This window comes from Enterobacter sp. PL_is514 (genome assembly GCF_055816715.1).
Window position 1 is genome coordinate 427765 of sequence record NZ_JBVPGN010000034.1, and the last position, 26285, is coordinate 454049.

The 26285-nt window shown below is 54.3% G+C and carries 27 protein-coding genes; 11 read left to right on the forward strand and 16 right to left on the reverse strand.

The genetic code is table 11. The features are described 5' to 3' along the window. Nucleotides 1-28: 28 nt before the first annotated feature. Nucleotides 29-2209, forward strand: a complete 2181-nt coding sequence (locus tag AC0TNG_RS17625; RefSeq protein ID WP_248164459.1) for a type I secretion system permease/ATPase — start codon at nucleotides 29-31, stop codon at nucleotides 2207-2209. Further along, on the forward strand, nucleotides 2206-3381 hold the full coding sequence (locus AC0TNG_RS17630; RefSeq protein ID WP_024908389.1) for an HlyD family type I secretion periplasmic adaptor subunit: 1176 nt from the start codon (nucleotides 2206-2208) through the stop codon (nucleotides 3379-3381). Before AC0TNG_RS17625 ends, AC0TNG_RS17630 begins: the two co-directional genes overlap by 4 nt. A gap of 35 nt (nucleotides 3382-3416) precedes the next feature. On the opposite strand, the gene AC0TNG_RS17635 is transcribed toward AC0TNG_RS17630, so the two are convergent. After that, entirely contained in the window at nucleotides 3417-4301 is an 885-nt protein-coding gene (locus AC0TNG_RS17635) for a MarR family transcriptional regulator (protein WP_248164466.1), read from the reverse strand. Nucleotides 4302-4578: 277 nt separating this feature from the next. On the opposite strand from AC0TNG_RS17635, the gene AC0TNG_RS17640 reads away from it, so the two are divergent. Then, complete coding sequence (locus AC0TNG_RS17640; protein ID WP_473712850.1) at nucleotides 4579-6042, forward strand: EAL domain-containing protein; 1464 nt, start codon at nucleotides 4579-4581, stop codon at nucleotides 6040-6042. A 29-nt stretch (nucleotides 6043-6071) separates the two neighbouring features. Here AC0TNG_RS17640 and AC0TNG_RS17645 read toward each other — a convergent pair whose 3' ends face one another. The 6 genes from AC0TNG_RS17645 to AC0TNG_RS17670 form a co-directional block, all read right to left on the reverse strand. Continuing rightward, the gene (locus AC0TNG_RS17645) at nucleotides 6072-6344 is read right to left on the reverse strand and encodes an ElaB/YgaM/YqjD family protein (protein WP_024908392.1); all 273 of its coding nucleotides are present in this window, start codon (nucleotides 6342-6344) and stop codon (nucleotides 6072-6074) included. A 143-nt stretch (nucleotides 6345-6487) separates the two neighbouring features. After that, a complete protein-coding gene (locus AC0TNG_RS17650) occupies nucleotides 6488-6703 on the reverse strand; it encodes a helix-turn-helix domain-containing protein (RefSeq protein ID WP_024908393.1) in 216 nt (71 codons plus the stop codon). Nucleotides 6704-6705: 2 nt separating this feature from the next. Beyond that, nucleotides 6706-7263, reverse strand: a complete 558-nt coding sequence (locus AC0TNG_RS17655; protein WP_248164470.1) for a DUF2975 domain-containing protein — start codon at nucleotides 7261-7263, stop codon at nucleotides 6706-6708. Between the two features lies 1 nt (nucleotide 7264). Continuing rightward, on the reverse strand, nucleotides 7265-7612 hold the full coding sequence (locus AC0TNG_RS17660) for a hypothetical protein (protein ID WP_090417036.1): 348 nt from the start codon (nucleotides 7610-7612) through the stop codon (nucleotides 7265-7267). Next, nucleotides 7599-8714: a serine hydrolase domain-containing protein gene (locus tag AC0TNG_RS17665; protein ID WP_473712851.1), complete on the reverse strand. Its 1116-nt coding sequence runs from the start codon at nucleotides 8712-8714 to the stop codon at nucleotides 7599-7601. The genes AC0TNG_RS17660 and AC0TNG_RS17665 overlap by 14 nt, the downstream gene beginning before the upstream one ends. Nucleotides 8715-8724: 10 nt before the next feature. After that, on the reverse strand, nucleotides 8725-9531 hold the full coding sequence (locus AC0TNG_RS17670; RefSeq protein ID WP_473712852.1) for a MipA/OmpV family protein: 807 nt from the start codon (nucleotides 9529-9531) through the stop codon (nucleotides 8725-8727). 214 nt (nucleotides 9532-9745) lie between these two features. On the opposite strand from AC0TNG_RS17670, the gene AC0TNG_RS17675 reads away from it, so the two are divergent. Further along, entirely contained in the window at nucleotides 9746-10639 is an 894-nt protein-coding gene (locus tag AC0TNG_RS17675) for a LysR family transcriptional regulator (RefSeq protein WP_473712854.1), read from the forward strand. Nucleotides 10640-10644: 5 nt separating this feature from the next. On the opposite strand, the gene AC0TNG_RS17680 is transcribed toward AC0TNG_RS17675, so the two are convergent. From AC0TNG_RS17680 to AC0TNG_RS17695, 4 genes are all read right to left on the reverse strand, one after another. Then, complete coding sequence (locus tag AC0TNG_RS17680) at nucleotides 10645-11235, reverse strand: LysE family translocator (RefSeq protein WP_473712855.1); 591 nt, start codon at nucleotides 11233-11235, stop codon at nucleotides 10645-10647. Between the two features lie 308 nt (nucleotides 11236-11543). After that, nucleotides 11544-12410 (reverse strand): AraC family transcriptional regulator, encoded by an 867-nt coding sequence (locus AC0TNG_RS17685; RefSeq protein WP_473712856.1) that lies wholly within the window; start codon nucleotides 12408-12410, stop codon nucleotides 11544-11546. Nucleotides 12411-12473: 63 nt separating this feature from the next. Further along, nucleotides 12474-12977, reverse strand: coding sequence for a YqhG/Tai3 family protein (locus tag AC0TNG_RS17690; RefSeq protein WP_473712858.1), 504 nt, complete (start codon nucleotides 12975-12977; stop codon nucleotides 12474-12476). Then, nucleotides 12977-13345, reverse strand: coding sequence for a hypothetical protein (locus tag AC0TNG_RS17695; protein ID WP_473712859.1), 369 nt, complete (start codon nucleotides 13343-13345; stop codon nucleotides 12977-12979). Before AC0TNG_RS17695 ends, AC0TNG_RS17690 begins: the two co-directional genes overlap by 1 nt. A 230-nt stretch (nucleotides 13346-13575) precedes the next feature. Here AC0TNG_RS17695 and AC0TNG_RS17700 point away from each other — a divergent pair, with 230 nt between their 5' ends. The 3 genes from AC0TNG_RS17700 (at nucleotide 13576) to AC0TNG_RS17710 (ending at nucleotide 16853) form a co-directional block, all read left to right on the forward strand. Next, nucleotides 13576-13851, forward strand: a complete 276-nt coding sequence (locus AC0TNG_RS17700; protein ID WP_003857256.1) for a metal/formaldehyde-sensitive transcriptional repressor — start codon at nucleotides 13576-13578, stop codon at nucleotides 13849-13851. A gap of 31 nt (nucleotides 13852-13882) precedes the next feature. After that, nucleotides 13883-15001, forward strand: a complete 1119-nt coding sequence (locus tag AC0TNG_RS17705) for an S-(hydroxymethyl)glutathione dehydrogenase/class III alcohol dehydrogenase (RefSeq protein WP_473712940.1) — start codon at nucleotides 13883-13885, stop codon at nucleotides 14999-15001. Between the two features lie 160 nt (nucleotides 15002-15161). Beyond that, nucleotides 15162-16853: a methyl-accepting chemotaxis protein gene (locus AC0TNG_RS17710; RefSeq protein ID WP_473712861.1), complete on the forward strand. Its 1692-nt coding sequence runs from the start codon at nucleotides 15162-15164 to the stop codon at nucleotides 16851-16853. A 91-nt stretch (nucleotides 16854-16944) separates the two neighbouring features. Here the strand turns inward: AC0TNG_RS17710 and AC0TNG_RS17715 are convergent, their stop codons facing one another. From AC0TNG_RS17715 to AC0TNG_RS17730, 4 genes are all read right to left on the reverse strand, one after another. Continuing rightward, on the reverse strand, nucleotides 16945-19326 hold the full coding sequence (locus AC0TNG_RS17715; protein ID WP_473712862.1) for a glucose/quinate/shikimate family membrane-bound PQQ-dependent dehydrogenase: 2382 nt from the start codon (nucleotides 19324-19326) through the stop codon (nucleotides 16945-16947). A gap of 258 nt (nucleotides 19327-19584) precedes the next feature. Next, nucleotides 19585-20508, reverse strand: coding sequence for a LysR substrate-binding domain-containing protein (locus AC0TNG_RS17720; RefSeq protein ID WP_024908406.1), 924 nt, complete (start codon nucleotides 20506-20508; stop codon nucleotides 19585-19587). 180 nt (nucleotides 20509-20688) lie between these two features. Then, entirely contained in the window at nucleotides 20689-21573 is an 885-nt protein-coding gene (locus tag AC0TNG_RS17725) for an SDR family oxidoreductase (protein WP_048991107.1), read from the reverse strand. 64 nt (nucleotides 21574-21637) lie between these two features. Then, nucleotides 21638-22027, reverse strand: coding sequence for a YdeI family stress tolerance OB fold protein (locus AC0TNG_RS17730; RefSeq protein ID WP_024908408.1), 390 nt, complete (start codon nucleotides 22025-22027; stop codon nucleotides 21638-21640). A 138-nt stretch (nucleotides 22028-22165) separates the two neighbouring features. Here AC0TNG_RS17730 and AC0TNG_RS17735 point away from each other — a divergent pair, with 138 nt between their 5' ends. From AC0TNG_RS17735 to AC0TNG_RS17750, 4 genes are read left to right on the forward strand one after another with little or no spacing between them, the layout of a single operon-like run. Next, complete coding sequence (locus AC0TNG_RS17735; protein WP_473712864.1) at nucleotides 22166-22669, forward strand: hypothetical protein; 504 nt, start codon at nucleotides 22166-22168, stop codon at nucleotides 22667-22669. A 9-nt stretch (nucleotides 22670-22678) separates the two neighbouring features. Continuing rightward, nucleotides 22679-23125 (forward strand): DUF421 domain-containing protein, encoded by a 447-nt coding sequence (locus AC0TNG_RS17740; protein WP_473712865.1) that lies wholly within the window; start codon nucleotides 22679-22681, stop codon nucleotides 23123-23125. Between the two features lie 11 nt (nucleotides 23126-23136). Next, nucleotides 23137-23655, forward strand: coding sequence for a 2-oxo-tetronate isomerase (locus AC0TNG_RS17745; RefSeq protein ID WP_032647124.1), 519 nt, complete (start codon nucleotides 23137-23139; stop codon nucleotides 23653-23655). A gap of 17 nt (nucleotides 23656-23672) precedes the next feature. Beyond that, nucleotides 23673-24659, forward strand: coding sequence for an SDR family oxidoreductase (locus AC0TNG_RS17750; RefSeq protein WP_061715179.1), 987 nt, complete (start codon nucleotides 23673-23675; stop codon nucleotides 24657-24659). Here the strand turns inward: AC0TNG_RS17750 and AC0TNG_RS17755 are convergent, their stop codons facing one another. Continuing rightward, entirely contained in the window at nucleotides 24660-26285 is a 1626-nt protein-coding gene (locus tag AC0TNG_RS17755) for an alpha-amylase family protein (protein WP_473712866.1), read from the reverse strand.

Below are 26285 nucleotides of genomic sequence, written 5' to 3' on the forward strand. Positions count from 1 at the left end.
TTACACGAATTGCGTTAACCCGGAGATTATGAAGACACATCCACAGTACGAACCCTGGCTGCAGGGCATGCTTATCATCGCGAAACATTATCGGCTGGATTTCTCAGCGGAGCATGTTCGGGTCACGATTAACCATGAAAGCCAGTCTCCGCGCCAGCTGGTGCTGGAGGAGATGGCGCGCCAGCTTGGGCTGGGGATGCGTATGGTGGCGGCTGAAGCGGTATCCCTCGATCCGTGGCGCCTGCCGCTGCTGGCGGAATTCACCGGCGGACAAATCGCGGTCATTAATCGCATGGACAGCGAAGGCAACGTCAGCCTGCAGTTTAGCGGCGACGCGGGGCTGGAGACGACGCTGACGCGTGACGAGCTCGGGGCGCGGCTAAAGGGGCTGATGGTGTTGCGCCCGCTCGAGTCCACGCCGGATGCCCGCGTGGATGACTACATTAAACCGTATGAGAAAAACTGGTTCTGGCAGCTGGCGCTGAAGGACTGGCGACGCTACAGCGACATTATGCTGGTGGCGCTGGTAGCCAACGTGCTGGCGCTTTCCGGCATGGTCTTCTCCATGCAGGTGTACGACAGAGTGGTGCCGTCGCAGTCGGAAGCCACGCTGTGGGTGCTGTTTGGCGGCGTGATGATTGCCATCGTGTTCGAATTCATCATGCGCATGCTGCGCGTGCATATTTCTGACGTGGTGGGCAAACGCGCCGACCTGCGTATCTCTGAACGCGTGTTTGCCCATGCGCTGCGGATTAAAAACGGCGCGCGATCCAAATCAACCGGATCGTTTATCGCGCAGATCCGCGAGCTGGAGTCGGTGCGGGAGCTCATCACCTCCACCACCATTGCGGCTATCTCCGATCTGCCGTTCTTCCTGCTGTTCGTCTTTATTCTGTGGATGATTGGCGGCCCGCTGGTGCTGGTGGTTCTGCTCGCGGTTCCGCTGCTGCTTATTCCGGGCCTGCTGGTGCAGCGCCCGCTGGGGAAACTCTCCAGCGAAGGGATGCGTGAATCCGCCATCCGTAACGCCACGCTGGTGGAAGCGGTGCAGGGCATTGAAGACATCAAGCTGATGCGCGCCGAGCAGCGTTTCCAGAACCAGTGGAATAACACCAACGACGTCGCCGCCAGCGTCGGCATGAAGCAGCGCTGGCTGACGGGCCTGCTGCTCACCTGGACCCAGGAGGTGCAGTCTATCGTCTATGCGGTGGTACTGCTGGTGGGCTGTTACCTGGTCATCAGCGGTGACATGACCACCGGTGCGCTGGTGGGGACCTCGATTCTGGCGTCACGGACCATTGCGCCGCTGTCGCAGATCTCAGGCGTGCTCTCGCGCTGGCAGTCGGCAAAAGTGGCCCGCAAGGGGCTGGACGATCTGATGCAGCGGCCGATTGACGATCCGCAGCACGGCAAGAAGGTGCACAAAGCCCACCTGCGCGGCGACTACGCGCTTGAGGACGTCGGATTTTATTACGACGAGGAAGAGAAACTCACCGTGCTTAACATCAGCAAGCTGCAGATCCGCGCCGGAGAGCGCGTGGCGGTGCTCGGACGTAATGGCTCGGGCAAAAGCACGCTGTTACAGCTTCTGGCGGGCATGCAGGAGCCGCAGCAGGGCAGCATTCTGCTGGATGATATTGCCCTCAATCACCTCGACCCGGCCGACGTGCGTCGCGACATGCAGCTGCTGAGCCAGCAGGCCCGTCTGTTCTTTGGCTCCGTGCGGGACAACATCCTGATGGGGAACCCGCTGGCGACCGATGACGAAATTCATCAGGCGCTGGTTAACAGCGGCGCGCTGGAGTTTGTGCGCAAACAGAAAATGGGGCTGAACTATATCATCAACGAGGGCGGGGCTGGCCTCTCCGGCGGACAGCGTCAGGCGCTGCTGCTGGCGCGTGCCCTGATCACCTCGCCGACTATCCTGCTGCTGGACGAGCCAACGGCCTGGCTGGACGAAATGAGCGAGAAGCAGTTTATTCAGCATCTTCACACATGGCTGGGTAAACGCCGGACGCTGGTGGTGGCGACGCATCGTCTGCCGATCCTGGACCTGGTCGACCGCATCATCGTGCTGGAAAACGGCAAGGTGGTGATGGACGGTCCGCGCGACGCCATCCTGCACCAGCACGGAATGGCGCCGCAAAAGACAGCGCAGCGCACCGTGACCATGAAGCCGGCGGCGGTTGCCGAGGAGGGCGCGGCATGAATGATTTCTCCCGTTTCAATAGCCGACTGAAGGAGCCACGCCTGCCGCGCTCAACCCTGGTGGCATGGTCGCTGTTCGCCCTGCTGGCGGCGTTTATCGCCTGGGCGAGCCTGTTCCATCTTGATGAGGTGACGACCGGCAGCGGCAAGGTGATACCGTCTTCGCATGAGCAGGTCATCCAGTCCCTGGAAGGCGGCATTATCCACAGCCTGATGGTGCGCGAAGGCGACATTGTGGAACGCGGTCAGCAGCTTGCGCAGCTAGACCGGACAAAAACCGAGTCGAGCGTGCTGGAGAGTGAGTCTCGTCTGAATGCGGCGATGGCCACGGCTGCGCGCCTGAAGGCCGAGGTGAACGACACGGAACTGGCGTTTCCGGGTGAGCTGGATGACGACGTTGAACTGGTCAAACAGGAAACGGCACTCTACCAGTCCCGTCGTGAAAGCCTCGAAAAAGGGCTGGCCGGGTTGCGTCAGGGTGCCGAGCTGGTGCAGCGCGAGCTGTCGTTAACCCGGCCGCTGGTGACCCAGGGGGCGGCCAGCAAGGTTGAGGTGCTGCGTCTTGAGCGTCAAAAGAATGAGCTTGAGAATAAAATCACCGAGATGAAAAACCAGTATTACGTTCGCGCCCGTGAAGAGCTGGCGAAAGCCAACGCGGAGATTGAAGCCCAGCGTTCGGTGATGAAAGGGCGTGAGGACTCCCTGACCCGGCTGACCTTCAATGCGCCGGTTCGTGGGATCGTGAAGGACATTGACGTCACGACCGTGGGAGGCGTTATCCCGCCGAACGGCAAGCTGATGAGCCTGGTCCCGCTTGACGATCAGATGGTGGTCGAAGCGAAAATATCGCCGCGCGATGTGGCGTTTATCCATCCCGGTCAGAAGGCGCTGGTGAAAGTGACGGCCTATGACTACTCCATTTACGGTGGGCTGGAAGGGGAAGTGACCATGATTTCCCCGGACACTCTGCAGGATGAGGTGAAAAGAGATGTCTACTATTATCGCGTCTATATTCGTACCGACAGTAACCATCTGACCAATAAGCAAGGGCAGGAATTTCCGGTCTTTCCGGGCATGATTGCTACCGTTGATATTAAAACCGGCAGCAAAACCATTCTGGATTATCTGTTGAAACCGCTGAACAAGGCAAAAGAGGCGCTGCGGGAACGATAGGTGAAGGGCGTTCGGGAGACCGAACGCCTGGAGGATTATACGGTTGACGTCACGTTGTGAGCGTGGCGTCGCTCTTTGGGTACTACGTTGATGTAATGCGTAACATAGGCAAAATATAACCCGGCATAATTTTCGACGAGTTCGATAAACGCCGGGTATATCGATAGCCGACCATCGCCCCGATCTTTCAGGTAGCCTGCCTCCTGAGCCGATTTGATAATCCGGTTGACGTGGATACGCGAAACGAAAAATTCTTTTGCGAGCGCGCTGGCTGAATAGTCGATGATGGCACCATGGGCAGATTTATTTTTCATAGCCTGCAGGTAAAGATAAAGCATAATCATACGTCCGCCATCTTTATCGATAAATAATCCCACTTCAGGCAACACCTTCCTGAACGTTAATCCCCGAAAAAGATATTCTGCCGCGCGGCGGAAGAAGTTATTTCTCAAAATATCATTGTCCAGCAGGTTTACGTTAATATTGAATGTCGGGTAAAGAATACTGACGGGCAAAAAAGCGCCGGACATATAGCGCTTAAGTTCATTCAGGCCTTTTTCAGTTGGCGCGATTCTCGTTTTGCGTCGGTCTTCCGTGCAGCGCCAGGTCTTGATACGCCCGGTGGTTCTCAGTATCGTAATGATCGCAATAACGCTGTTGGGACTGGCAATCTTATAGCGAGAACATAAATCTTTAATCTCTGAAACTGACTCCGCCTGATTTCCAAAAATAAAACAACACATAGAGAGGATAATGTTAAATCGTGATTCCTGCAGCATTGTCTTGTAGAAAAGAGGTTGTTTTTTATAGATGGTGTCATTAATTGTGTAGTGCTCTAATATTGCCTCACCGAATCGTGGATTGTTCTTTATAACATCCCTTCGATGTAGCAAGGCCCTGGATGAGATGTGATTATCCATAGCATTTTTCTCGTATTTTAATGAGCCGATAGATGAAGTGTTCAGTCTTCTTTTTCGGAATTCTCATTATACCCTGAGAATGAGATATTTGCCGTTGTTATTTGCAAAGAAAAGTATATTTGCGAACTGGTGATTAACGCAAAGATGTTCCAGTGAATCAGGCTGATAACTGTATCTTACCCTGAGGCTCCAGGATAAAATTACTGTTCTCAACGTGTGCAATAAATTTAATTTATTCACAAATGGAAACGGCGCTTTTGGTGCCCAGGAGCTGGTTATGATCCACAAAGTTTCTCTCAGAAATGGGGCGTGCGATGAACAAAAATTTGTCGTTTCAGCCTGCGCGTTCACATTCCAGGGATATCGTGAGATCCTTAGCAGGTACGGAGTACAGGCCACGCATATTCACTTTGAGGGGGATGAGGTCTCCCAACAGGAATTGCAAAATATTCTTATAAATCAGAATGCTCATATTGTAGCTTTTCTCGGCAAAGGTATTGTCGATCTTCTGGAGAGCCTGAAGCGACTGGCATCCGTGCTCAATGCACTCCCCGTTATTCGACGCGTCACCCTGTATGGTGACATACCGGATGGCTGGTTGTATCGCACCCTTAGCAGTCTTTTAAATAACCGCTATCAATTGTCATTAATTCGTATAGCCCATGTTTCAGATGTAATAACCTGTTTTCACACCCACCATAACGGGTTTAAGGACCGCTCACGTTTATTACGCGAACGCAGTACGGATATTTCTCCGCATGAAAATATTAAATGGCTTACAAAAAGAGAGATTGATGTATTGTTAAATTTCTACCGCGGCATGTCCGTAAAAGAAATGTGCGATAGAATGGGGCTCTCTAATAAAACGGTTTACACCCACCGCAAGGAAGGTGTGCTGAAATTAAGGTTAATTAAGCAATGGCTACACGATCCGCACAATTTAAAAGCAGAAGGAAGTATTAAACGGCGAAGTCAAAAAAAGGAATTTACGGATAAGGAAGCAGAAATCTTCAATGCGTTGCATAACAAAGAGATATTTCCTGCCTATCAGATCATTACCGATCGTGATAAAAAAGGTGTAGGGTTTGAGATACTCATTCGCTGGAATAAGAATGGTAAGATTGTCAAAACAACCAGTTTTCTTACGGATATTTCCAGTTATGAAATATGGCTAAAAATAACGGCGCTAGTCATCCATGCCGCCGTATCAGGAATTAATAAGTATAACGGGAAATACTATTTTTCAGTGAATATCCCGCCTCGTCTGGCTTCCGGCAATGCCTTGCCAGATATGGCGAGAAAAGCCATCGGCATGCTGCTCAAACCGCAGTGGGCCGAAAAGCTGGTCTTTGAATTTGCAGAAGATATTGACGTGACGAAGGACAAAAGGATCCCTGAAACCATGCGGCATTTACGCAATACGGGGTGTCGATTGTTTCTGGATGACTGTTTCTCTAACCACCAAACCATGTTCCCGGTGCGCCAGGTGCATTTTGACGGACTCAAACTGGATCGGGACATCGTCGAGCATTTTGTGGCAAACGACAATGACTATAACTTGATTAAAGCGATACAGATTTATAGCGACATGACCGGGGCAGACTGCATTGCAGAGGGGGTTGATAGTGAAGAGAAATTCGAGAAATTAGTCGCGCTCGGCGTCAAAAACTTTCAGGGTTATTATTTATCGCGTGCTGTAAAAGAGGAAGAGTTAGACCGCATGGTCAGGTTGTTCAGTTAAGAAAAAATAAAGCCCCGAAGGGCCTTTTATTATTTCCGACCCAGCAACAGGCCGAGAACAATACCGACCGCACCCGCTGCCACGAGCCCGGTGAGGGGGTTATTTCTGACCGCTTCAGTAACATCGGAAACAGCATCGCTGGCCTGCGCGGCATATTTTTTTGCCGCACCTTTTACCTGATGCTTTGGTGAATCAACGAACTCACCAAACTGCTGCTGCGCCGAACCTGCAAGTTCATCAAGTTTATTTTTTGCTTTGTCTTCAGCAAACTGGGTGTTTTTATCAGTACCGATATCAGACATTTTTGCCTCCTTTTGTTGATAATTAAAGGATAGCCGTTCTTTGCGGATGTGAGAGACGAAAGGTTAATTTCAGCACCTGACAGGGTGGTTTTCGGATATATCTCTGTGCGGGGTGCTCGCACAGAGAGCGAGGGGTTGGCGCGTCATTCCGGGCTGTCCGGCTCCCAGGAGAGGATATCGCCCGGTTGACACTGCAGTGCCTCGCATATTTTCGCCAGCGTATCAAAACGTATCCCTTTCACCTTGCCGGACTTGAGCAGCGACAGGTTTTGCTCAGTGATCCCCACAAAGGCTGCCAGTGCTCTGGACGTCATTTTCTTCTCTACCAGCATTTTGTCCAGGTGAACCACGACAGCCATAATTAGATGAACTCCTTATTTTCTTCTTCCGCTTTGATCCCTTCGACCAGGGAGTGAAAGGTTACCAGCAGCAAACCGCCTGTTAATAACAGAACAAAATCCCCAAGCAAAAGGGTGACCTGGTAGTAATGTCCCGGCCACGCGATCGTCAGCGGGATCAAAAAGCGACAGACCGGCAGTGCGATCCCAAGGCTTAACATCGCGATGGCAATCTTGCGAACGCAGTTTGCCAGAGCCCGGGAGAGGATCTGTTTTTGACGAACCTGCCGGGTGACGCTCATTCCCTGCCAGACAGCAAAGGCAAACAGCCCCGCCGGAAGATAAAGGATCGCCAGCAGGAGTATCTGGCGCAGCGACGAAACCGTTGCAACAGCCAGATCGTCTTTCTGAACCTCGGCGAGCTTTAGCAGAGTGGAAATAAAAAACGACTCGCCGGTGAAATAAATCCATAAAGGGGTGATGAATGCCAGGATGAGAAATAGCGGCAGCACCCCTGCGATGAACACCAGACTGAGTTTACCCCTCGCACCATTCACATCGAACCTTCCTGAGTGTTTCATATTATTTTAAGACCAGCACGCACAAGCATGACATAAGCATTAGCGCGATGGCAATCTTACCGCCGTTCAGCCAGTTAGCGGCGCGTTTCATCCAGGGTTTTGGCCACACATGATAGACGCAAAAGGCGAGATAAGACGCCTGAATCACCCAGGTGAGCATTCTGAACAGGTAGCCTGAACTGCTCAGATGGGTGATGGTCTGCATCATTTCCATGCAATAAAGAATGAGCCCAACGGTCAGCATTGTGTTCATCAGCCGAAGTTTATACTGCGCGGCCCACGTTCCGCACCCAAACAGCAGGGCCGAGACGAAGGTCAGTATCGCCCAGAGAATATCAATCCAGTTCATGATGCGCCTCTGCTGTATGAGATGGCGGGGTTAATAGCAGCCGCATGGCCGGGACAACCACCGGCCACGCGGTGTCGGAGAGGATCACCACGGCGCTTTTACGCTGTCGGTCGAAGGCGATAGCGGAAGCGAACCCCGACGATTCACCATCATGCCAGGTGATATCGCGCCCCTGAATGCGTGTGGTGAACCAGCCATAGCCCACGCGTGAATCGGGATCGTCAGTTGCAAACTGCGGCGTCATTGCGTCGCGCCATGCGAGCGGTCCTGCCAGCAGCGACTGAGCGTAATGGGCCATGTCGACAATGGTTGAACGCACGCCTCCGGCGGGGGTAAATGCGTGCATTTTCCACGGCGCTTCGCTCAGGCCGGAAGCGGATCGACCCCGGCTGAACGTGGAAGAGGCGGGCGTTGTATCACTGGCGACGACAGAACCTGTCATGTGCGCCTGAGCGAATACGCGCGTTTGCAGGAGGTCAGCAAAAGATTGATGCGACGCACGCGCCAGCGCCAGTCCCAGCAGCGCATAGCCGGTGTTGGAATAGTCAAATCCGGTCGGGCGTTCGACGCTGGCTTTATTCACCATGTCTATTAATGTCTCCTCATCGAAGTCCCAGAAATTGTCTCGCAGGATGATGGACTTAATAACCTGAACTTTCTCGGGTAACGACGTCGCCAGCGGCGGCAGGCCGGAGCGATGCGAAGCCAGCTGCGCCAGGGTAATATCGCTCGCCGGGCCTGCGATCTCCGGAATAAGTTCACCGACGCGGGTTTGCGGAGTCGCCTCGCCGCGTCGCTGCGCCTCAATCAACAGGCTGCTGGTCATGGTTTTGGTCAGGCTGGCGATTTCATACTGTTTTGTAAAATCGCTGTCCCACAGGGCGTACTGCACGCCTTTTGGCGTGATAAGTGCGACGGCAACGCTGCCACGCGCCCCGCTGAGGAGTGGCGTCAGGAACGAGACGATGGTTGCATCACCCGTCTGGCGCGGGGACGGCGTGCTGACGCCCGGCTGCAGGTAGATGCCTGCGGCAATCAGCGACACAAAAACCACCCCTGCGGCTAACACTCGCCTGCGGTTGTATACATACTGTTTATTCATGGTCTGCGCCTCAGAACTCGTACTGGATCATTGATGACAGGGTGTACTGCATGCGGCTGTTAACCAGCGGGCTTTTACCCGCTTTATCAAGCAGGCAGGCTGCGCGACCGGTCACCCCAGCCGCCAGATTTTCACTGATGTGCCAGACCAGTTCGCTATTGACTCCAGCTTCCTGTAAACCCGAAGATGGGGAATACGCCTCAAACCCGGTGCGCTGAGACTGGCTCGCGGTGACGCCATAATGGCGCTGCTGATAGCCGCTGTTCGCCCAGGTGATGTCACCTGCGACCGAAAATTCGACGTCCTGCCCGCGCCAGAGGGTGGACTTTACGCCGCTGTTCACGGTCCTCGCCAGCTGCTGCGTCTCGCCACCGTACCGGTGTTTTTGCGTTGCACTTAACGCGCGCAGCCATATCATCCAGTCCTCGCGTTGATAACGCATTTCCGCGCCCGCCATTAGCATGTCGGCCATATCACCCATTCCCTGGAGATCACGGTTTTTTCGAGCGGAGAAGGGATAGTTAACCGTCTCTTTTCGCCCCTCATCAGAGGCCAGCAGCAGGCTCACGGCAAACGGGGCGTCGGGGTGATATGTCCATGCCAGCCCCTCCGTGGAGAGATCCCATTGCCCCCAGTCTTTACTCTTCAGACTCAGGCCGCCCTTCAGTAGCGGTCCGGGTGCGTAATGCCGCGATCCCGAATAAACGGGACTGACCGCGACGCCCAGACCCGCGTAACCGGACAGCTCCGCACCGTGTAAGGGGGCGCAAAGCACGATCCCCGCGAGCAAAACGCCATACAGCAGACTTCTTTTCATTCGATGCCTCTCCAGGCAAAAAGTAAGTTGAAGTGCGTGCAGGCTAGCCTGGAGTTTATCGTTTAACAATAAACATTTATTGTTTTACACTAAAATTGGTAGGGCGCTAAAGCTCTCACTACAAAAAGAGATGCGGCCGTGGAGGAAAGTACGATATCGTAACTCTATGATTGAATGAGGAGTTCGCAGGAACTCCGTCGCAACAGGACGATAAATGATTGATGACATCCGTTATCTGATAGTGTTTGCAAAGATTGCTGAAGCTGGATCCATTTCAGGTGGGGCAGAAGCGTTAGGGCTTACAACCGCAACGGCAAGCACGCATTTATCAAAGCTGGAAAAAAATCTTGGCTGCGCGCTGCTCTACAGAAACACCCGCAAACTTTCTCTGACTCACGATGGCGCAAATTTGCTGGAAACGGCTAAATCGATGCTGGCGCTGTATGAGCAGGGGGTCATTGAATTCAAGCAGCGTTCGATATCAACGGCGAATAAGCTTACTGTTTCACTTCCTGCCGTTTTTTTGAAGAGTGCGTTTACCCGGCATCTGGCCGATTTTATAAAGCGACATCCTGGCATTTTACTGAATATCTCTTACAGTGATACGCGCAGAGATATTATTGCCGACGGCATTGATGTTGCATTTAGAATCGGCGAACTGCCGGACAGTTCACTGAAAGCGCGCCATCTTTTTGTGCTGCCGCGCCAGGTCGTTGCTTCCCGTGATTTGCTCAGCCATTATCCGACGATTACGCATCCTGATGACCTGGCGCAACTGCCATGGATAGGACTCAATATGCGGCAGAATAGCCGGGAATTTCGCCATAAAAATGGGGAAGTGGCGGTCGTAACGTATACGCCTGGCCTGTATGTAGATAATGTCGAAGCCGCTTATGCGCTTGCCAGGCAACAAATTGGTCTCGCAGCACCTCCCCGTTATTTAAGCGAAGAGGACGTTAAGCGTGGAGACATGCAGGAAATACTCCCTGACTGGTCATTAGAACCGCTGAAAGTCTATGCCGTATGGCCTTCTAATATGTCGACCAGCAGTATTGCCTACAAATTGATTAACGATATTTATAACGCGATTGAGTTTCACTCGTTATAAAGGGTTTAAAATGCTAAAGCGAGCATGTAACACGCCGTAATAAGCAACAGTCCGCCCATCAACACGTTAAACGTACGGATCTGCTGTGTGCTCCTGAGCAGCACCGACACCTTTGCTCCCATTAATGCCCATGCGGATAGCGACAGGTAACAGACTAAAAAATAGACCGTTACAAAGACGAATGCTGTCGCAGGGTTTGAGGGTTCGGAAAACATCGCTGCCCCTGAGGCGCATGCGGTCCATGCCTTAGGGTTGATCCATTGCATGACAAAACCCTGAGCAAAACCAGGAGAATCTGTTTTTGTTAATGATATATCGGGACGGGATGAGGCTATCTTATAGCCCAGATACATTATAAATAAAGAACCGACAATATTAAGATACCGGAAAAACAAAGGGTGTTTTTCGATTGCAGCGTAAAAACCGAAACAAATAAAGATAAGTAATAACGTAAATCCTATTGTTGCACCGGAGACAAATGAGAGGGTCTTTCTAAAACCGTGAGCGGCCCCAGACGATATAATTACCATATTAACGGGGCCAGGAGAAAATGAAAGCGTCAGTGAAAATATAAACATTGTGAAAATGAACAGCATTTTATCTCCGCGTGTTGGCTTATCTGTATTAGAGGTGCTGCGACGATTAAGTCGCGACTTTATTCGTCATGTTTCTGAATACTACCTGGGAACATACGTCACAGTAAGTGGTATTTATCTAAAGGTGTGTTTGATTTTTTGCACAGATCGCGCAGCGGCGGGGTAGCGCCTGCCGCAAGCAATCGGCAGGCGCGGGTGGCCCATAAGTAACAGATCCTAATATAATTTATATAATGCGTGCGGTTCCTGTGTCAGGCATATAACAGCGCTTGTGAGAAAACGGAAATAAGGTGGTAAACAAGGGATAGTCAATTTAACGGCAGGTAGATATCCGTTTGCAGCGCATGTTCAGGCATCTCGTGAATAAAGTTGAGGTAGTGGAAAAATACCGGGGCATCGCGCAGCGTTTCGCCGCTGGCCGGCAGCCAGTCGCGAAACATCGCCCACACCGTGGCGGAAATGGTATCCAGAGAACCCGTGTGACGCCCCACGGCGTAACGTCCGCCGTCGATTTCACCATTGGAAACCCCAAATTCATTTTCTGGTATCGCTTCAGCGATACTGCCGCAGATATCGAAGCGAAAGGCGTCTGCTGGCGTGGTTGCCGGGTCATCCCAGGCAATGCCAAACGTGCTGCTTTCGTGTACTGGCGATAAACCCGTGGTTTTACGCCAGGCGATAAATGTCGCCGCGCTGTCATTAACCCGATCCGGGCTGCCACGGTGCTGCAGCATTGCCACTCGGGTCTGTGGGAAATCGACAATCTTAACTTCCATCGTTTTTTGCTCCTGAAAGGTCATTTTCGGTACGCGCTGGTGCCAGTTCAGCCAGTCCGGCTGTTGCCGAAACTGACGCGGGCTTTTTCCAAACGCATTTCTGAAGGCGCGACTGAACGATTCAGAGCTCTGGAAGCCGGCATCGAGCGCAATATCAATCACCTTATCCTGAGGGTTAAACGCCAGTCGCCAGGACGCATGACGCAGGCGTAGCCACTGGATATAGCGATACAGAGGCTGACCGCTAAATGCCAGAAACTGCCGGTGAAAATGATAAGGCGAACAGCAGGCTAACGCGCTGAGCTTCTCCAGCGTGAGCGGTTCATCGAGATGGCGGGCGATATAGTCGCACACCATCGTGAAGCGCTCGCGGTAAGCCGTTTTGATTGCATCGTTCATTGCATCCTCCTGATGACCCACTTTGCCTCAGCGAACGGCCAGAATCCTGACCGATCTTGCTAATTATGGAGAAGTTATACTGGCCGCATATCGTTGTGCCGCAGCAATCGCCCTGTCGTCAAAAATATACTGTTCGAAATGATGGCTTGCATCGGTGACGCGATAAATTTTCCATTTACCGTCTTCTATGCGCAGATACACTTTTAGCTGCAGTTTCCGCTCATTACCCACACCCAACTGAACGTTAACAACTTTCCCGGACGCAGAGTTAATCGCATTGCTTACGCTTAGGTCAGGGATCCACTCAGCCGCATAGTCGTGCGTATAGGTAAAATAGTCGGAACCGATAATTTCTTGTTCATAGAGAGAGGAAATTTTCTGCAGTCGGGAGAGTGTGTCTTGCGCAATATAGTCACGCATTTTTGGTGAATCGAGATTATCTTCTTTGCTGTCTGTAACGAAAGCAGTGAGGTAAAACTTGTAAAAGTCATGAGTACGTTTTTCCGGCGCATCCATTTGTGTTGAACATCCCGTCAGTAACAGGCACATCAAGAGAACGTAACGCATCAGCTTTTCCTGTAAATTTTGTAAGCAGGGCGTGCGGAGCGATATCCCGGACCACCCCACATATCTCTTTGTCTGAAGTCAGAGTACCAGGTAGTGCCGTCATAAATTGCCATGTGACCCGCAGGATTACCGCCATCATACGGCTGAATAACAACCACATCGCCTTCCTGTAATGTTTCACCTTGCCCTAAAACTCGAAAACCTGCTCGTTCAAGGTTACTGCCATAGTCCTTTGCGTTAGGTGCATTGCCAATATCCACGCCACCTGCACGTATTGCCTTACGCGTAAATTCTCCACAGCGTCTTTGCGATGAAGTTCCCGCATTCTGGCGTGCGTGCATGGCTGCTGCGTGTTTGTTCCATGCCATGTGTTAACTCCTGTTGTATATGAAATCGTCACTAAACAACGGAAGCTACAATCCGGTTAGGCAAATAATGTCATTAAAAAGTTATATATTTCAGTGCCTTATATCTTTTTGTTGTTTTATTTGCCTGGTTGATGATATGCAGTAGATACGCTGCTGTTGCAACGAAAACAGAAGGTTTACATCGACAGGAAAGTTAAATACCATACCCCCCTATAGTATCAGGAGGGCGTATGCCGCATTCACCCGAAGATAAAAAACGTATTCTTACCCGCGTCCGTCGCATTCGGGGCCAGGTTGATGCCCTTGAACGCGCGTTGGAGTCGGGTGACCCCTGTCTGGCCATCCTGCAGCAAATCGCTGCCGTGCGCGGAGCTGCCAATGGCCTGATGGGCGAAATGGTTGAAATTCACCTCAAAGATGAGCTGGTAACGGGGGAAACTACGCCGGATCAGCGAGCCGTACGCATGGCGGAAGTCGGCCATTTGCTGCGCTCTTATCTAAAATAAACCCACACACCTGACAAAAAGGGAAGACATGATGAAATCTCGCGCTGCAGTTGCATTTGGTCCCGGCCAGCCGCTGAAAATCGTTGAAATCGACGTGGCACCGCCGAAGAAAGGCGAAGTGCTGATCAAAATCACCCATACCGGCGTGTGCCATACCGATGCGTTTACGCTGTCGGGGGACGATCCTGAAGGTGTCTTCCCGGCGGTACTCGGCCATGAAGGCGGCGGGATTGTGGTGGAAGTGGGTGAGGGCGTGACCAGCCTGAAACCGGGGGACCATGTGATCCCGCTGTACACGGCGGAATGCGGCGAGTGTAAGTTCTGTAAATCCGGTAAAACCAACCTCTGCCAGGCGGTGCGCGCCACCCAGGGGAAAGGGCTGATGCCGGACGGCACTACCCGTTTCTCTTATAACGGCGAGCCTGTTTATCACTACATGGGCACCAGCACCTTCAGCGAATACACCGTTTGCGCGGAGATCTCGCTGGCGAAGGTAAACCCGCAGGCGCCGCTGGATAAAGTCTGCCTGCTGGGCTGCGGCGTGACCACCGGTATTGGCGCGGTGCATAACACGGCAAAGGTCAAAGAGGGCGATACCGTGGCGGTGTTCGGTCTCGGCGGCATTGGTCTGGCGGTGATTCAGGGCGCGGTGCAGGCGAAGGCCGGTCGTATCATCGCGGTCGACACCAACCCGGAGAAATTCAGGCTGGCGGGTGAAATGGGCGCGACCGATTTCGTGAACCCGAAAGATCACGAAAAACCGATTCAGGACGTCATCGTAGAGCTGACCGACGGCGGCGTTGACTTCAGCTTCGAGTGTATCGGCAACGTCAACGTGATGCGTTCCGCGCTGGAGTGCTGCCACAAAGGCTGGGGCGAGAGCATCATCATTGGCGTGGCCGGTGCGGGTCAGGAGATTAAAACCCGTCCATTCCAGCTGGTCACCGGGCGCGTGTGGCGCGGTTCGGCGTTTGGCGGCGTGAAGGGCCGTACCCAGCTTCCGGATATGGTTGAAGATGCCATGGCCGGCAAGATCCAGCTCGACCCGTTCATCACCCACCGTTTAACGCTGGAGCAGATCAACGAGGCGTTCGATCTGATGCACGAAGGAAAATCCATTCGTACCGTTATTCATTTCGGCGACAAGTAACTCTTCTGCCAGCGGTTTTTCACCGCTGGCGTTTCTTTAATAATCTTCTCTAAAGTGTGACCAGTGCGGCGTTTTTAGCCGTAATCTAAATCCCCACCGTGCCGATGACTATTTAACACGCGTGTTTTTACGCATCTTACCTATAAGAGAGTCGACGGTCATGGACAACACTACTTCGATGCTGGCGCAGCGCAAGCTGAGCTTCTTGCATCACATCAGGCTGGTTCCGCTGTTTTCCTCCATTCTCGGTGGCATTATTCTTCTGTTTGCCTTGAGCTCGGGTCTGGCGGGTTATTTCCTGCTGCAGGCCGATCGCGATCAGCAGGATGTCACTTCCGAAATTCAGGTGCGTATGGGGCTGTCGAACAGCTCAAACCATCTGCGAACCGCGCGTATCAACCTGATCCACGCCGGTGCGGCAAGCCGTATCGCGGAGATGGATGCGATGAAGCAGAACATCAGCGAGGCTGAAAAGCGTATTAAGCAGTCCCAGGAGAGCTTTACCGCCTATATGAATCGTGCCGTGCGTACCGCTGAGGACGCAGCGCTGGATGAGGATCTCAAGGCGCGGTACGACGCCTATATCGCGGGCATGCAGCCGATGGTGAAATTTGCCAAAAACGGCATGTTCGAAGCGATCATCAACCACGAAAACGAAACGGCGCGCCCGCTGGATGACGCTTACAACGCCGTTCTGCTGAAGGCGATTAAGATCCGTACCGACCGTGCGAATGCGCTGACGGCGCAGGCGCACAGCCGCACGCAGCTGGGCCTGATGTTTATGGTAGGCGCGTTTGCGCTGGCGCTGGTGCTGACGGCGATGACCTTTGTCGTGCTGCGCCGCACGGTAATCAATCCGCTGCAGCGTGCAGCGAAACGTATCGAGAATATCGCTAAGGGCGACCTGACGATGCCGGACGACGTGGCGGGGCGCAGCGAAATCGGCCGCCTGACGCGCGATCTGCAAACCATGCAGCACTCGCTTGAAAACACCGTGGGCACCGTACGTCAGGGGGCGGAGGAGATCTACCGCGGCACCAGCGAGATTTCAGCCGGTAACACCGATCTCTCTTCGCGCACTGAGCAGCAGGCTGCGGCCATTGAGCAGACCGCCGCGAGCATGGAACAGCTGACCGCGACGGTGAAACAGAACGCCGATAACGCCCATCATGCCAGCAAGCTGGCGGAAGATGCCTCCGGTAAAGCCAGCCGCGGCGGCCAGATGGTCTCCGGCGTGGTGAAAACCATGAACAATATCTCCAGCAGCTCGAAGAAGATCTCTGAGATTACCGCAGTGATTAACAGCATTGCGTTCCAGACCAATATCCTGGCGCTTAACGCGGCGGTAGAAGCGGCACGTGCGGGTGAACAGGGGCGCGGATTTGCCGTGGTGGCAAGTGAAGTGCGCACTCTGGCAAGCCGCAGTGCGAATGCCGCAAAAGAGATCGAAAGCCTGATTAACGAATCGGTATCGCTGATCGACCAGGGCTCCGGCGAGGTTGTTGCCGCCGGTAACACCATGAATGAAATCGTCGAAGCGGTGAAACGCGTCACCGACATCATGCTGGAGATCGCCGCGGCGTCCGATGAGCAGAGTCGCGGTATCGTCCAGGTGAGCCAGGCGATTTCTGAGATGGATAAAGTGACCCAGCAGAACGCCTCGCTGGTGGAAGAAGCCTCCGCGGCGGCGGCGTCTCTGGAAGAACAGGGCGCGCGTCTGACCGAGGCGGTTGGCGCGTTTCGGTTGAACGGTGCAAAGTCGGGCCGCGCGGTGATCTCTGCGCCAGTGGCGAAGAATGCACCGTTGCGCCCGGCGGCGACGGTTTCCGGGGATAACTGGGAGACGTTCTGAGTGGCGTGTTGTGTCGGGTGGCGGCTTCGCCTTACCCGACCTACAAAAACTGACCTACAAAAAAGGGACCTTTCGGTCCCTTTTTCACATCTTATTTCTTATCGGGTAACGCGTACGCGATAACGTAATCACCGCGATCCGGCGACTGGCGGGCGCCACCGGCGTTAATGATGATGTACTGCTTACCGGTTTTCGGCGACACGTAGGTCATCGGGCCGGACTGGCTACCGACAGGCAGACGGTCTTTCCAGATCTCTTTCCCGGTGGCGGTATCAAACGCGCGCAGGTAGAAATCCTGGGTACCGGCAAAGAACAGCAGGCCGGACTGGGTAGAGAGCGACGCGCCCAGGGTTGGCATACCGATCGGGATTGGCATGTGCATGCGAATACCCAGCGGGCCGGTATCTTCCACCGTGCCGACAGGAACCTGCCACACCAGTTTGCCGGTTTTCAGGTCAACGGCTGACATGGTGCCAAACGGCGGCTTCTGACACGGAATGCCCAGCGGTGACAGGAAGCGTTCACGCATCGCGCCGAACGGCGTGCCGTCCATTGGAACAATTCCCATCTCGATGCCGCTGGCGTTTTTCGCCACGTTCGCGCGCGGTACCATGTAGTTTGCCAGACCCAGGCGCATATCGTTGACGAACATCAGGCTGTTGTTCGGGTCAACGGAGACGCTGCCCCAGTTCATCCCGCCGAGTGAGCCAGGGAACTGCAGGGAACGGTCGAGGCCCGGCGGGGTGAAGACGCCCTGATGACGCATCTCTTTAAACTGGATGCGGCACAGCAGCAGGTCGACAGGCGTCGCGCCCCACATGTCGGACTCGGTCAGCGTCTGGTTGCCAATCATCGGCATGCCAACGGAGTACGGCTGGGTTGGGGAGTAGCGTTCACCCTCAACGTTACCCGCCGGAACGGGGCGTTCTTCCACCTTCGCCACCGGCTTGCCGGTTTCGCGGTTAAGCATGAAGATCATGCCCTGCTTGCTGGTCTGCACCAGCACAGGCGTGGTGCCGCCTTTACCGTCTGGCAGATCGTACAGCAGCGGCTGGGAAGGCAGGTCGAAATCCCACAGATCGTGGTGGGTGGTCTGGAAATGCCAGCGCACCTGACCGGTGGTCGCGTCGACGGCGACGATGGAGGAGCTGTACTTATCGTCCAGCGCGGTACGCTCGCCCGCCCAGAAATCCGGGGTGGCGTTGCCGGTTGGCAAATAAATCAGATTGAGTTTTGCATCATAAGACATCGCTGACCAGACGTTCGGCGTGCCGCGGGTGTAGGTCTGGCCTTCCGGCGGCAGGCCGGTCAGGTTCGGATTACCCGGATCCCACGCCCAGGCCAGCTTACCGGTATGAACGTCGTAGGCGCGCACCACGCCCGGCGGTTCGCCGGTAGAGTAGTTATCCGCGACGCGACCGCCGACGACAACAACGTTCCCGGCAACCAGCGGCGTGGAGGTCTGCTGATAATACCCGGGCTTGATCTCGCCCATGCCGACGCTCAGATCCACGGTGCCATGGTCACCAAAGTCTTCGCAGACCTTGCCGTTATCCGCGTTGATGGCAATCAGACGGGCATCGGTGGTGGGCAGGAACAGGCGGCGAGGGCATGCCGCTGGTGATGTCCCGGTCTGTGACGCTGTCACGTTTACATGATCTTCAAAGTAGCCCAGACCGCGGCAGCGCTGCCAGTTCGGTGCGGTGGCTTTGGAATCATAACGCCATTTTTCTTTACCGGAATCCACGTCCAGCGCCAGCACTTTGCTGTATGGGGTACAGACGTACAGCGTGTCGCCAATCTGCAGAGGCGTGTTCTGATCTTCCGCGCCCGAGCCGTTGCTCTGCGGAATATCGCCGGTGTGCGCAACCCACGCGACCTTCAGCGAGCTGACGTTTTGCTTGTTAATCTGGTCCAGCGCGGCGAAACGGTCGCCGTGGGTTGTGTTGCCCCAGTGCTCCCAGTTCTTTTGCTGCTCGCCGGGTGCGACGGGTTTCACCGGCACGGGTTCGTTCGCTGCCACGAGGGTTTGCGGCTTAAACATCCAGCCCAGGCTGATCAGCATGGCCACCGCGAGCACGGCCGCGACGCCAAAAGCGGGCGCCTTGTTCGCGGCGCTGCGGTTCGCAGCACGCAGGAAAGGCCAGACGATGGCGCAGAGGAAGGCCAGAACGGCAAAGGTAAACAGGCGAGAGAACAGCGGCCAGAAATCCCAGCCCGCATCGCTTACCGCCCAGAACAGCGAGACAATAAATGCGATGCTGTAAAGCACGATCCCGCTGGTGCGGTTGAGGAAAATCAGGATCGCGGCAATCACCATCACCACGCCCATGATCAGGAAGTATCCACTTCCGCCTACGGTGGCGAGCTTAAAGCCCAACCCGCCGACCGCCAGACCGATGAGCATCATCAGTCCGGCAAGAAGCCACTGCAGAATACGAGGTATCCCGCGCGGCGCGCTGCCAAATGCCATGTCTTTCTCCTTTCGATCCCCCCGCAGCGTCGGATATGTACCAGTTGGGTAATAATTGCGGGAGGAATAATGATTAATACGAGTGAATTCGGTTTTATAAAATGATTTGCGAACCATTTGGTGAATTCACCGTTATGATAAAACTGTTAAATTGTTTTACGCAATTGTTAATGAATTATTCCGCATTAATTGATTAACGCACGGGCTAGTCTCCTCTCCCCTAAGAGGAGAGGGTTAGGGTGAGGGGTGAAAAAGGTGTTATACCGGCATTGATTTACGGATAGCGCTCAGCAGCGTCTGTGCGCCCGTGGAAAGGGGGGTATCCACCCGGGTCAAAATGCCGATGGGTTCCCCGGCACCTGGGGAGGTAATCGGCAGGGCGATCAGCGTCCCCTGGCGTAAATCATCTTTTACCGCGCCGGAGGGAACGAACCAGACGTAGTCATAATCCAGGGTGAGCTGGCGTGAAAGCGAGGCCGACAGCGTTTCGATACACCCTGAAGGGAGCGTACATCCCTGCATCTGCAGCAAGGATTCGGCGGTCTGGCGGGGGACGGTCCCTTTCGGGCACACCACTACCGGCCACTCCATGACCCGGCTTAGCGTCACCGTGTCCTGCAGCAGGGGATGATTGGGACGAACCACCAGCTTCAGGGACTCCAGGAATAACAGTTCGTAATTGAGACCGCCCATCAATTCAGGGTCGGACATGCGACCGATACCGATATCCAGCTCGCCCGATTTCAGCCCCGCGAGCAGCATGGTGTTATTCATGGTGGCAACCTGAATTGTGGTATGCCGCTGCTGCTTGTGGAACTGGCCGATAACCGGCGGAAGAATACCCAGCGCTGCGGTAGGCAAGGCGCCCACGCGTACCACCTCACTGGATTGCGCTTCTTTTCGATGCAGGGACTGGCCCGCGGTATTGAGCGCATCCAGCACTTTAACGGCGTGCGTAAGGAACTGTTCGCCCACGATGGTAAGCTGTGCGCCCAGCCGCCCGCGGTCAAAAAGACGGGCACCGGTCAACTGTTCCAGCTCGTTGAGGGTTTTCGAGAGCGCAGGCTGGCTCAGGTTAAGAGTTTCAGCCGCACGCCCCAGCGTTCCCTGTTGAGCGACGGCCACAAATGTATGCAAATGGCGCAAGCGTATGCGCTGACTGAACAGACCATTTTTTTCCATAGGCGATGTTAAAAACAGAGCGATGCGGGTGACAAGTTAAGTTGTTTAATTTTGATAACCTGATAGCAAAATATTTTTAACATTTGATCTGTTTGAGTTACAACATGTTTTTCGGCAGGGGAATAAGAGCGAACGTCCTTGTTCATTATTGCTCATTACTGAGGGGAAAGGGTTAAGCGGTTAGATCACGCCGTCACCGCCGTCAGAACACCACACCTGGCCGGACGTAAATGAACATTCATCCGAGGCCAGCGTGACGTACAGCGGGGCAATCTCGACGGGCTGACCTGGACGCCCCAGCGGTGTATCTCCGCCAAACTCCTTTACTTTTTCCATCGGTTGCCCGCCGCTGGACTGCAGTACCGTCCAGTAAGGCCCAGGGGCAACCGCGTTGACGCGAATGCCTTTTGGACCCAGCTGTTTGGCTAAGGATTTGGTAAATACCGCCAGACAGGCTTTCGTCTGGGCGTAGTCCAGCAAAACGGGGCTGGGCTTCACCGCCTGAACGGAGGAGGTATTAATGATAACGGAGGAGGCTTTCAGGTGGCGCAGGGCCGCTTTGGTGATCCAGAAAGGGGCATAGACGTTGGTTTTAAACGTCGCGTCAAAATCCTCGGTGGTCAGGTCTTCAAGCGATTCACGGAACTGCTGACGCCCCGCGTTATTGACCAGAATGTCCAGCCCGCCCAGTTTCGACACGGCTTCTTCGACCAGATTCTGACAGAAGGTTTCGTCCCGGACATCCCCCGGCAGCGCGACGGCCTTGCGACCTTCCGCTTCGATCAGGTCGATGACCTCAGAGGCATCTTTTTCTTCTTCAGGCAGATAGTTGATGGCAACGTCAGCACCTTCACGGGCATAGGCGATAGCGACCGCGCGACCAATACCGGAGTCTCCGCCGGTAATCAGCGCTTTTTTGCCGGCAAGGCGGCCATGTCCTTTATAGCTTTTTTCCCCGTGGTCGGGTACAGGCTGCATTTCGGATGCCAGTCCCGGCGGCGTTTGCGGCTGTTCCGGGAACGGGGGCTGCGGGTAAGCGTTCGTACGTTGTTTTGTATCACTCATAGCTGACTCCTTAAGCCAAGGGGTGAGATTTGATGGATAACTGCAGCGTTAACGCTTCGCTGAATTATTTCTGCAAACGATCAACACGGACGACGGCAGGAGATGATTTTTTATCGAGCGAACCGTTGATACTGATCATCTGGTCGGGTTTTACCGTTCTGCCGTCGAAAACTGCCTGGGGAATAATAACGTCGATTTTTCCGGTTTTATCCTGAAATACAAACTTATCGCCGCTACCATCAATAAGATTACCGCGTAATGATATTGTCGCACCGTCGTGCATTTGTTTTGCCTGATCGATGGTCATAATACGCGCATCGTCGGTTCCGCGATATCCGCTATCAAGCGCGTGCGGTGGCGGCGGGGCTTCACCTTTTTGTAACCCGCCGTTATTATCAGCCCATGCGGTTGGAACCAGAAATATCAATAAAGCGGAAATAAGTGATAATTTCATCCGATATCCTTCATTTTGGGTGTCTTGACTTATTAAGTATTGTTGCTATTCCTTTATGTGGCAAATGTGATAAGTCCTAAAAACATTCGCGTGAAAAATCAAACTTATCGGATAATAAGCGAAACGGTGACGATGACCATGAAGCGTGAAAATGAAAAGTTACCCGGGATAGATGAGCGTTACCGTTTGCTGACGTTTGAATACGCGTTTCGTCAGGTCGGTTTTATTGTTCTGTTGGCTATTATCGTCGCGGCGATTGCCGGTCTGTTTTCCAGTGGAATGGTCAGCGACACGGTCAAAATGAATTCCGCTAAATCACTGACCATAAACTATGAACGCTTTGGACGGCGGGAGACAGAAACGCGAATGGAGCTGGCGTTCCCGGTGCAGACAGAGGGAAAGTATGTCCTCAGCATGACCAGCGAGAGCAGCGAGGTTTACGAGCCTGGCAGCGTCTGGCCGCAGCCTGACAGCATGTTCAGCCGAGGGAAGACCCTCTATTATGTCTATAACAATCTGAAAAAGTCAGGCAGCTTCTCTGTGTTACTCTTCACCACGCCTTCCAGAGCCGGTAAATGGAACACAGTCATCCGCGTCAACAGCGAGCCGGAGATTAACATCTGGCAATTCATTTACCCGTAGGAGGCTAATATGGATATGGTCTTTCGCGCGCTGGCGATTTATCTGTTCCTAATGGTGGTATTTAAAGTGGCCGGACGTCGCGCGCTGTTGCAGATGACCAGCTTTGATCTCATTCTGCTCCTGATAATTAGTGAAGCTACTCAGCAGGCGCTTCTCGGACAAGATTTCTCCGTCACCGGCGCGATGATTACCATTACCACGCTGGTGGTGGTAGATATTATATTTGGACTGTTGAAGAAATATTTTTCCCCGGTTGAGAATATTCTGGATGGCACTCCCGTGATTCTGGTTGAGAACGGCGTGCCGTTAGCCGATAAACTGAAAAATGTGGATGTCTCCTGCGATGACATTCTGGTGTCAGCCCGGCAAAATAATGGAATTACAGAAATGAGCGATATTAAATATGCCATACTTGAACGCAATGGACATATATCAATCATTCCTTTCGAGAAATAAGAGGCGGAAAGATGAGCAATCTTTTTCACGACAACAATTATACCGTGGGTGAACTAACAAAAAAGCTGGCAAGCAAATTAACCGATCTCGGACTTCGCTTAACCACCGCGGAATCCTGCACGGGCGGCAAGCTCTCGGTGGCGCTTTGCGCTGAGGAAAATACCGCCGAATTTTATGATGTCGGCCTGGTCGTGTTCAGCGACGAAGCCAAAACGCGGATCCTCGGCGTGCGCCCTGAAACGCTTGCGCGGTATACCGCCGTCAGTGAACAGACGGTGACCGAGATGGCTGCCAGTATTCGCGACATCGCGCAGGCGGATATCAGCATCGCCATCAGCGGCTACGCAGGCCCGGAAGGGGGCGACGACGGCACGGCGGCGGGGACGGTCTGTTTTGCGTGGAACATCCGCGGCGAGACGAAGACTCGCACCGTGCTTTTCTCCGGTGACTGTCAGGACGTGGTGGAAAAAGCGGTGCATTTCTCGCTGGCCGAGCTGCTGGCAGCATTGTCGGACGGGCATAACGGTTGATTTCACGAGGAGGTTCTATGGCGGTCGTAGTGATTACCGGTGGGACGGCGGGCGTTGGAAAAGCCACGGCGCTGCACTTTGCAAAGGCAGGTTACGATGTTGGCCTCATCGCCCGCGATGAGGCAAGCCTGCACTCCACCCAGGAAGAGTTGCGCCGCTTCGGCGTGAATGCGCACGCCGTGCAGGCTGACGTCGCCGACAGTCAGGCGATGGTGGATGCGGCTAACGAAATTGAGTATCGCCTCGGCGCGATTGATGTCTGGGTCAACAATGCCATGGGGGCCGTGCTGGCACCGTTTCGCACCCTTACGCCGGACGAGTTTCGTCGCGTGACTGAGGTGACGTACCTCGGCTACGTGAACGGCACCCGCGCCGCTCTCGAACTGATGGTTCCGCGCGACAGGGGCGTGATTATCCAGGTGGGGTCCGCGCTGGCCTACCGTTCCATTCCATTGCAGTCAGCCTATTGTGGGGCCAAAGCGGCGATCCGCGGGTTTACCGATGCGGTGCGTACGGAACTGATGCATGAGAACAGCCGGGTTCAGCTTTCGATGGTGCAGATGCCGGGGCTCAATACCCCGCAGTTCGAATGGGCGAGGAATAAGTTCGCCTGGGCGATGCGGCCGGTGCCGCCGGTCTTTGAGCCTGAGGTGGCCGCCAGCGCTATCTTCAGGGTGGCGCAAAAACCGGTTCGCGAGCTGTGGGTAGGCAGCAGCACCATCCAGTCGATTGTCGGGCAGTTTCTCTTCCCGGGTTTTCTGGACCGGCTGATGGTCAGGAAAGCCTGGGAAGGCCAGATGACCGACGATCTGAACGCGCCGGATCGCCGGGACTACCTCGACCAGCCGGTTAACGATCTGCATAAAATCCATGGCCGCTTTACTGACGAGGCGAAAACCCGCGCGCCGTCCGTCACCTCCGGCATGCCGGGTAAAGTGGCGCTGGGCGCGCTCGCGGTGGCAGGAATAGTGCTGACGCGTCTGATAACCCGCCGGAAACCGTAATCAGCGCAGCGCGCTACGGTGCGTCCAGAACCAGCGATAGCCGTAGCCGCCAAGGCTGAGCTCAACGGTTTTACCGCAAATCAGCGCGTCATCGTAGCGCTTGTCCTCGAGACAGGCGGTCCAGGTGGCGTTGCGGATCCCTTTTGCGGTGAACTGCACCGGCTGGTCGCTAAAGTTGACGAAGGTCAGGATGCTGCGCTCGTCGGTCTCGTAATAGATGCCCAGCACTGCGTCATTATCGATTGTGATAAGTCGAAAAGGCGCAACGGCAATTTCGGGGAACTCCGAGCGGGTATTGGCAATATCGATTATCCGGTGCAGGAGCGAGTTGTGGTGAAGGAGCGAATCGGCGACGTTGACTTTCTGATAGCGGTAAGGGCCATGGTCGATAATTGGGGCGATAAATTTTTCAGGGTCGGCCGCGGAGAAACCGCCCCCTTGTGACCCCGCCCACTGCATCGGGGTGCGAACGGCGTAGCGCTCCTCCAGCTCCAGGTCGTCACCCATACCTATCTCGTCGCCGTAGCGCATCACCGGGACACCCGGCAGGGAAAACAGCACCGCGTGACAGAACGCCAGCCGCTTCCGATCGCCATTAAGCATCGGCGCCAGGCGGCGGCGGATCCCGCGCTGATAGACGTTCATCTCCTCATCAGGGGCGAAGGTATCGAGGACAAACTGTTTGTCTTTCTGGCTGATGCCTTCCAGATCCAGCTCGTCGTGATTGCGCAGCCAGTTGGCAAAACAGCAGGCATCAGGCGGGACGATCGTCTTCTTCACCGCGTTGTGCAGCGGGCGAGCGCTTTTGCGGGCCAGGCTGACGTAGAAATACTTGTTGAGCCAGAAATTCAGCACCAGATTCAGGCGGTCATTATTGCCAAAGTAGTCCTGATAGGCCTCTACCTCGACGTCCACCTCACCCAGCAGGATCGCGTCCGGATTCCGCTGTTCGATAAGACGGCGCATATGCTCGAGGATCCACAGGCCCTTTTTTTCATCACCGTTTCCCGCCTGCGTGGTCAGGTGGGAGGCGGCATCGAGGCGAAACCCCGACACGCCCAGCTTGAGCCAGAAGAGGATGATATTCTCAATCTCTTTCAGCACCGCGGGCGAGGTGAGGTTCAGATCCGGCTCGTGGCGATAAAACATGTGCCGGTAGTATTGTCCCGCCTCGTCGTCCCAGCTCCAGATGCTCTTCTCCACGCCGGGGAACATGGGGGGCGTATCGTCCTCGTCGTTATCCGACCAGAGGTAATAATCACGATAGGGTGACGCCGGGTTGCGGCGCGCCTGCTGGAACCAGGGATGTGCGTCCGACGTGTGCTGGATCAGCAGCTCGATAATCACCTGCATGCCAAGCTCGCGGGCCTGTTCGATAAAGGCGATGATATCGGCCAGTTTTCCGAAGCGGGGGTCCACCTGAAGATGGTCGCTGACGTCATAGCCTTCATCGAGAAAAGGGGTCAGGTAAAACGGGGTGATCCAGATGACCGTCGCCCCCATCCGGCGAATGTAGCGCAGCTTCGCCGCGATCCCGGCGATGTCCCCGCAGCCATCGCCGTTCAAATCATAAAATAGCGCGGTATCAATCTGATAAATGATGGCTCGTGTATGCCAGTCCGTCAT

Bases quoted from the DNA above. Each gene is read 5' to 3' on its own strand.
- AC0TNG_RS17715 (WP_473712862.1), bottom strand. From the start codon at position 19,326: ATGGCATTTGGCAGCGCGCCGCGCGGGATACCTCGTATTCTGCAGTGG.
- AC0TNG_RS17660 (WP_090417036.1), bottom strand. From the start codon at position 7,612: ATGAACTGGATTGATATTCTCTGGGCGATACTGACCTTCGTCTCGGCC.
- AC0TNG_RS17655 (WP_248164470.1), bottom strand. From the start codon at position 7,263: ATGAAACACTCAGGAAGGTTCGATGTGAATGGTGCGAGGGGTAAACTC.
- AC0TNG_RS17675 (WP_473712854.1), top strand. From the start codon at position 9,746: ATGATTGATGACATCCGTTATCTGATAGTGTTTGCAAAGATTGCTGAA.
- AC0TNG_RS17705 (WP_473712940.1), top strand. From the start codon at position 13,883: ATGAAATCTCGCGCTGCAGTTGCATTTGGTCCCGGCCAGCCGCTGAAA.
- AC0TNG_RS17740 (WP_473712865.1), top strand. From the start codon at position 22,679: ATGGATATGGTCTTTCGCGCGCTGGCGATTTATCTGTTCCTAATGGTG.
- AC0TNG_RS17645 (WP_024908392.1), bottom strand. From the start codon at position 6,344: ATGTCTGATATCGGTACTGATAAAAACACCCAGTTTGCTGAAGACAAA.
- AC0TNG_RS17730 (WP_024908408.1), bottom strand. From the start codon at position 22,027: ATGAAATTATCACTTATTTCCGCTTTATTGATATTTCTGGTTCCAACC.
- AC0TNG_RS17725 (WP_048991107.1), bottom strand. From the start codon at position 21,573: ATGAGTGATACAAAACAACGTACGAACGCTTACCCGCAGCCCCCGTTC.
- AC0TNG_RS17750 (WP_061715179.1), top strand. From the start codon at position 23,673: ATGGCGGTCGTAGTGATTACCGGTGGGACGGCGGGCGTTGGAAAAGCC.
- AC0TNG_RS17630 (WP_024908389.1), top strand. From the start codon at position 2,206: ATGAATGATTTCTCCCGTTTCAATAGCCGACTGAAGGAGCCACGCCTG.
- AC0TNG_RS17735 (WP_473712864.1), top strand. From the start codon at position 22,166: ATGAAGCGTGAAAATGAAAAGTTACCCGGGATAGATGAGCGTTACCGT.
- AC0TNG_RS17665 (WP_473712851.1), bottom strand. From the start codon at position 8,714: ATGAATAAACAGTATGTATACAACCGCAGGCGAGTGTTAGCCGCAGGG.
- AC0TNG_RS17745 (WP_032647124.1), top strand. From the start codon at position 23,137: ATGAGCAATCTTTTTCACGACAACAATTATACCGTGGGTGAACTAACA.
- AC0TNG_RS17650 (WP_024908393.1), bottom strand. From the start codon at position 6,703: ATGGCTGTCGTGGTTCACCTGGACAAAATGCTGGTAGAGAAGAAAATG.
- AC0TNG_RS17640 (WP_473712850.1), top strand. From the start codon at position 4,579: ATGATCCACAAAGTTTCTCTCAGAAATGGGGCGTGCGATGAACAAAAA.
- AC0TNG_RS17710 (WP_473712861.1), top strand. From the start codon at position 15,162: ATGGACAACACTACTTCGATGCTGGCGCAGCGCAAGCTGAGCTTCTTG.
- AC0TNG_RS17720 (WP_024908406.1), bottom strand. From the start codon at position 20,508: ATGGAAAAAAATGGTCTGTTCAGTCAGCGCATACGCTTGCGCCATTTG.
- AC0TNG_RS17685 (WP_473712856.1), bottom strand. From the start codon at position 12,410: ATGAACGATGCAATCAAAACGGCTTACCGCGAGCGCTTCACGATGGTG.
- AC0TNG_RS17670 (WP_473712852.1), bottom strand. From the start codon at position 9,531: ATGAAAAGAAGTCTGCTGTATGGCGTTTTGCTCGCGGGGATCGTGCTT.
- AC0TNG_RS17635 (WP_248164466.1), bottom strand. From the start codon at position 4,301: ATGGATAATCACATCTCATCCAGGGCCTTGCTACATCGAAGGGATGTT.
- AC0TNG_RS17755 (WP_473712866.1), bottom strand. From the start codon at position 26,285: ATGACGGACTGGCATACACGAGCCATCATTTATCAGATTGATACCGCG.
- AC0TNG_RS17625 (WP_248164459.1), top strand. From the start codon at position 29: ATGAAGACACATCCACAGTACGAACCCTGGCTGCAGGGCATGCTTATC.
- AC0TNG_RS17690 (WP_473712858.1), bottom strand. From the start codon at position 12,977: ATGCGTTACGTTCTCTTGATGTGCCTGTTACTGACGGGATGTTCAACA.
- AC0TNG_RS17700 (WP_003857256.1), top strand. From the start codon at position 13,576: ATGCCGCATTCACCCGAAGATAAAAAACGTATTCTTACCCGCGTCCGT.
- AC0TNG_RS17680 (WP_473712855.1), bottom strand. From the start codon at position 11,235: ATGCTGTTCATTTTCACAATGTTTATATTTTCACTGACGCTTTCATTT.
- AC0TNG_RS17695 (WP_473712859.1), bottom strand. From the start codon at position 13,345: ATGGCATGGAACAAACACGCAGCAGCCATGCACGCACGCCAGAATGCG.